This window comes from uncultured Fretibacterium sp. (assembly GCF_938030725.1).
Taxonomy (GTDB): domain Bacteria; phylum Synergistota; class Synergistia; order Synergistales; family Aminobacteriaceae; genus Fretibacterium.
In genome coordinates this window covers 1-5,232 of sequence record NZ_CALHIQ010000025.1, presented here as the reverse complement: position 1 = coordinate 5,232, position 5,232 = coordinate 1, and the positions used below count along the sequence as shown (strand labels likewise).

Below are 5,232 nucleotides of genomic sequence, written 5' to 3'. Positions count from 1 at the left end.
GGTTCCGGGCGTCATGCACGCCTGCGGGCACGACACCCATACGGCCATGCTGCTGGGGACCGCCTGCGTTCTCGCGGGGATGCGCGACGCGCTGCCGGGCAACGTGAAGTTCATCTTTCAGCCCGCCGAGGAGCTGAACCCCATCGGAGGAGCGCCGGGCATGATCGCGGATGGGGCCCTGGAGGACCCCCGCGTGGACGGCCTGTTCGGCCTTCACGTCTGGCCCGCCTACGAAACGGGGAAGGTCGTGTTGAGGTCCGGGCCTCAGATGGGGGCCTCCGACCGGGTGTACCTCACCGTGAAGGGCAGGGCGGCCCATGGGTCCGCGCCGGACCAGGGCGTGGACGCCATCATGATCGCGGGGCAGGTGCTCTGCGGGCTCCAGAGCGTCGTCTCGCGCAGCGTCTCGCCCCTGGATGCGGCCGTGGTCACCATCGGGACCATCAAGGGCGGCTGGCGGTACAACGTCATCCCGGACCGGGTGGAGATGGAGGGGACGGTGCGCACCCTGAGGGAGGAGGTCCAGGCGGCCATGCCGGACCTCATCGAGCGCGCGGCGGAGGGCATCGCGCGATCCCTGAGGGGCAGTTGCGAGGTGCGCTACGTCAAGGGCTACCCCCCTCTGGTGAACGACCCCGAAATGTTCGACCTGGCCGCGGAGGCGGTGAGGAAGGCCATGGGGGCGGAACACCTCGTCGTGGCGGAGCGGCCGGAGCTGGGCGCGGAGGACTTTGCCTTCTTCGCCCGCGAGCGTCCCGCGGCCTTCGCCTGGCTGGGCTGCCGTCCCGCCGGCGCGGGGCCGGAGGAGACGGGAGTGCTGCACAGCACGCGCTTTTGCCCGGACGAGGGGTGCTTCCCCTTCGGGATGCGCTTTCTCGCGTCCTGCGCCGTCGCCTTTCTGGGCCGTCGATAGACAAGGGCAGGGAGTTGGAGGGGAGGGATGCCGCCGGAGGAACCGCGGAGGGACTGAAGGGTGTGCTGTTCTTCACTTAATTTGGAACGGAGGTACGAGGAGAATGTCGGAGAATCCGGAGAGAAACGCGGACGAAACGATCGTCGCGCCGAAGCGCAGCTTTTTTGAGAGGTTCATCCGTGGCATCGAAGTGATCGGAAACAAGTTCCCGCACCCGTTTTGGCTGTTCGTCGTACTGTCGCTGATCCTGATGGGGCTGTCCTGGTGGCTGGGCAGGGAGGGCCTGTCCGTGACGTACATGGCCGGCAAGGCGGGGGAGGCCCCCAAGGAAACCACCGTTTCCGTCGTGAACCTGCTGTCGTACCCCGCCATGCGCGAGTTCCTGGCGGGCTTCGTCAAGACCTACGTCAACTTTGCCCCTCTGGGCCTCATCATGACGATGATGCTGGGCATCAGCCTGCTGGAGCACACGGGCATGATCTCCGCCCTGATGCGCAAGACGATCCTGGGCGCCCCGCGGGCGCTGGTGGTGGCGGTGGTGGCCATCGTCGGCATCAACGCCAACCTGGCCTCCGACGCGGGCATCATCTTCACGCCCGTCATCGCCGGCGCCGTGTTCAAGGCGCTGGGCCGCAACCCCTGGGTGGGGGTGGCGGCGGGATACGCAGCGGGGGCGGGGGGCTTCACGGCCAACTTCTTCGTGGCGGGGACGGACGCCCTGCTGTCGGGCATCACGGCCACGGCCGTCGAGGGCGTGCCCACGATCCCGCCGGGCACTCCGGTCCACCCGCTCATGAACTGGTACTTCATGCTCTCCGCCACGCTGGTCCTGACGGGGCTCACGGTGTACGTCACGGAGCACTACATCGTGAAGATGGTCGGGGACGCTGAAACGGTTCGCGATGTGGACGCGCTGAAGGAGCACGCCGTCACGCCGGCGGAGAACCGAGGGCTGTTCTACAGCCTTTTGGCCCTCGTCGCCTACGTGGCCCTCATCGTGTGGCTGACGTACCCGGAGGGCTCCCTGTTCCGCAACCCGGAGACGGGCGCCATCGTCCCGCGCTCGCCGCTCCTCAGCAGCATCATGCCCCTGCTCTTTGGGCTGTTCTTCGTCGTGGGGACGGCCTACGGCCTCGGTGCCGGGGTGATCCGGCGGGCGGAGGACGTTCCGAAGCTCATGCAGAAGGGGCTCATCGGCAGCACGAGCTTCATGGTGGTGGTGCTGCCGGCCTCGCTCTTCGTGGCGCTCTTCCGCATGAGCCACTTCGACACGGTGCTTTCCGTGGCGGGAGCGGAGTTCCTGAAGGCCATGAACCTGGGCGGCATCCCTCTGCTGGTGATCTTCGTCATTTTGGTGTCGTTCCTGAACCTCTTCATGATCAGCGGCTCCGCGAAGTGGCTGATCCTGGCCCCCATCTTCGTTCCCATGTTCGCGGGGGTCGGCTTCTCCCCGGCCCTGACGCAGGTGGCCTACCGCATCGGGGACTCCTCCACCAACATCATCTCCCCCCTCTCCTACTACCTGCCGGTGATGCTGGGGCTCCTCGAGCAGTACAAGCCGAAGGAGGACACGAAGGTGGGCATCGGGACGGTCATCTCGTTGGCCATGCCCTACTCGCTGTTCTACCTGGCAGGCTTCACGCTCCTGCTGGTGGCTTGGTACCTCCTGGGCCTGCCCTTGGGTCCCGCCACTCCGGCGACGTTGGCGATGTAAGGATGTAAAGGATATGAATTTCAAGAGCGCTCCCTCGCGTTTACGGGGGAGCGCTCGTTTTTCGCGGGGCCGTGTGGCATAATGGAACATCGCGCCTTGCGAATGGCGGACTTGTTTTATGCTGCGGTTGGAGGATCGAGAAACGGCGATCCAGATGTGAGGAGGATATGACCTTGACCGTTCAAGAAGAGAAGAAGGCCCTGCGGAAGGAGCTTCGGGAGGTTGAAAAGGCCTTGCCCGACGCCTATCGGGCGGAGGCCGGCTCGGTGATCTGCGACCGGCTGTTGACCCTGCCGGAGTACCGGTCCGCCCGGACGGTCTTCTGCTTCGTGGGGGCCGGACGGGAGATCGACACCCGTCCTTTTCTGGAGGGGGCGCTGCGCGACGCAAAGCGGCTCTGCGTGCCCCTGTGCGTCAGCATGGGGGTGATGGAGCTGCGGCAGATCGACGCCATGGATCGGTTGGTCCCAGGGGCCTACGGCATCCCGGAGCCCGTGAAGGGGTCGCCCCTGGTTGAGGTGGACGAGGTGGACTTTGCCGTCATCCCCTGCCTGAGCTGTAGCCGGTCCGGGCTGAGGCTGGGAAAAGGAGGCGGCTTCTACGACCGATTCCTCGCTGCCTATCGCGGCTCGGCGGTCCTGGTCTGCCCTGAGCGCCTCGTCCGGGAGGACATCCCGATGGAGCCTCACGACCGGCCCGTCCCCCGCGTCCTGACGGAGGCAGGGCTCTACGAGAGGGGCCGGACGGACGTCTAGTGTGCTCCCGTCCGCTAGTGTGGACGCATGAGGACGGTAAACGGCGCTCTCTGCGTTCTCCTTGAGGGGCGGATACACTATTGCAATACTACTATAAGGAGGAATTGTCATGAGGAAGGTTTTTGCGGCGGCCTGCGTCTTGGCGGTTTTGTTGGCCGTCCCCGCGGCGGCGGACCAGTGGACGAAGTACGAGAACGATCGCTTTGGCTACTCCGTGGAGTACCCGGACATCTTCAGCGAGATGAAGGAGCCGGAGAACGGCGACGGCGTCTGGCTCTCGTCGAAGGATGGCCGGTACGCCCTCACGCTGTCGGGCGGTTACAACGTGCTGGGGGATGACGGAGAGGCCATGCTGGCGTCCAGACTGGAGGACGTTTCCCACGTCCTGTCGAAGGAGGCGACCCCAGGCGGCTACCGCCTCGTCTACGACGACGGGAAGGAGCGCCTCTTTTTCGAGTGCGCCGTCGTCAACGAGGAGGCCTGGACGTCGTTTGTCCTGAGCTGCCCCAAGGAGGAGCAGGAGCGCTTCGTGCCCGTCGTCGAGCGCATGGAAAAGAGCCTGGGCTTTCCGTCCGGCGAGGGGACGGTTCGGTGAGGCAAAGTTCCTTTGTGGCGGACGGAATGTGGACGTCCCAAATCCACAGGCAAAGTTTTTAACATGTGGTAAAGACGGGCTTTGCACGTTTTCTGCTGCACCCAGCGGGTGCAGGATCAAAATCAGCTTAACCTGCACAATAACGCGCTTAATCTTCGATAAAATCGTCGCAACCTGTGGTTTGGGGTGAGACTTCCCTCTGGCAGACGCCCCCCGGCTGTCGCCATAGGGTGCATAACCGAGGGGGCGGACCCAAGGTCCGCCCCCAATGCTTTGTTTGAAATCGATTCGCCGTTACGGCTGGATGGCGTCGTCCATCTCCTGCGCGATCGTCACCGCGGCGTCCGGGACGGGAGGCGCGTAAAAGTCCGCTGGCGTACCCGCCACCTCGGGGATCGCGTCCGGCGCATCCTCGCCGGGCAGGGGTAGATCGCCGCCGCCCACGTCCAAAACGTCGTCCGCCGTCAGGCCGCCCAGCTCCGTGGTTCCTTCGTTGGCCGCGTCGGACCCCATGTCCGCCACGCCGTTCAGGTCCAGCGTGTCCTCGTCTGAGGTGCCGCCCAGTTCCGGAGTCCCCTCGACGGACGCCGCGTCGGCCGCGTCCGCCAACGGTGCGTCGTCCAGTTCCGGTACACCGGCTTCCGTCTCCGTGTCGAGCGGGGCGATGGCATCCGCGGCGGGAATATCCGCGTCGGCCGCGTCCGCCAACGGTGCGTCGTCCAGTTCCGGAACGCCGGCCTCCGTCCCTGTGTCGAGCAGGTCGATGGCATCCGCAGCGGGAATATCCGCCGTGAGGTCGAGAAGGTCCGTTCCCTCCGCCGGCTCCGCGTCCGGAAGGTCCGGGATGTCGGTGTTCGGCGCCTCGGCATCCACCGGAAGCAGGGCCGCGGCTTCGTCGATCGCCGCGTCGGACTCCGCATCGGTCCCCTCCGGAAGGGTGCCCTCCCCGGGCAGCGAGGCGCCAAAGGCCGCCGTCGCCGGGTCCAGGGTGAGGTCGATCGGGTTCCCGTCCGCGTCGAAGAGCGGTTCCGCCTCCTCCGCTCCCGGCGGGAGCGCGGAGATGGAGGCCGAGCGCCCGAGCCCAACGATCGGCGACGGCGGGATCGGAGGATTGGTGCCGCCGGTGACGGTCACGTGGAACGTCCCGCTGACCTCCGGGGACGTATCGGTGCTCTCGTTGGCCGTTCCGGCGTTGGCGACGTCCACGGTCTTCGCCGTCACGGTGATGTCCTTGTCCAGGTTCCAGTTCGTCTTG

Annotated in this window: 5 protein-coding genes; 4 read left to right on the top strand and 1 reads right to left on the bottom strand. The window is 66.0% G+C overall.

Annotated elements, in window-relative coordinates; all coding sequences use genetic code 11:
* From Q0629_RS01915 to Q0629_RS01900, 4 genes are all read left to right on the top strand, one after another.
* The coding region (locus Q0629_RS01915) for an amidohydrolase (RefSeq protein WP_298778234.1) at positions 1-913 on the top strand (913 nt) is incomplete at its 5' end.
* Positions 914-1,016: 103 nt separating this feature from the next.
* The gene (locus Q0629_RS01910) at positions 1,017-2,627 is read left to right on the top strand and encodes an AbgT family transporter (RefSeq protein WP_298778232.1); all 1,611 of its coding nucleotides are present in this window, start codon (positions 1,017-1,019) and stop codon (positions 2,625-2,627) included.
* A gap of 173 nt (positions 2,628-2,800) precedes the next feature.
* On the top strand, positions 2,801-3,382 hold the full coding sequence (locus Q0629_RS01905) for a 5-formyltetrahydrofolate cyclo-ligase (RefSeq protein ID WP_298778230.1): 582 nt from the start codon (positions 2,801-2,803) through the stop codon (positions 3,380-3,382).
* A gap of 109 nt (positions 3,383-3,491) precedes the next feature.
* The gene (locus Q0629_RS01900; protein WP_298778228.1) at positions 3,492-3,977 is read left to right on the top strand and encodes a hypothetical protein; all 486 of its coding nucleotides are present in this window, start codon (positions 3,492-3,494) and stop codon (positions 3,975-3,977) included.
* Positions 3,978-4,271: 294 nt separating this feature from the next.
* On the opposite strand, the gene Q0629_RS01895 is transcribed toward Q0629_RS01900, so the two are convergent.
* Positions 4,272-5,232 (bottom strand): hypothetical protein (locus Q0629_RS01895; protein ID WP_298778227.1); only part of this gene is annotated, 961 nt, incomplete at its 5' end.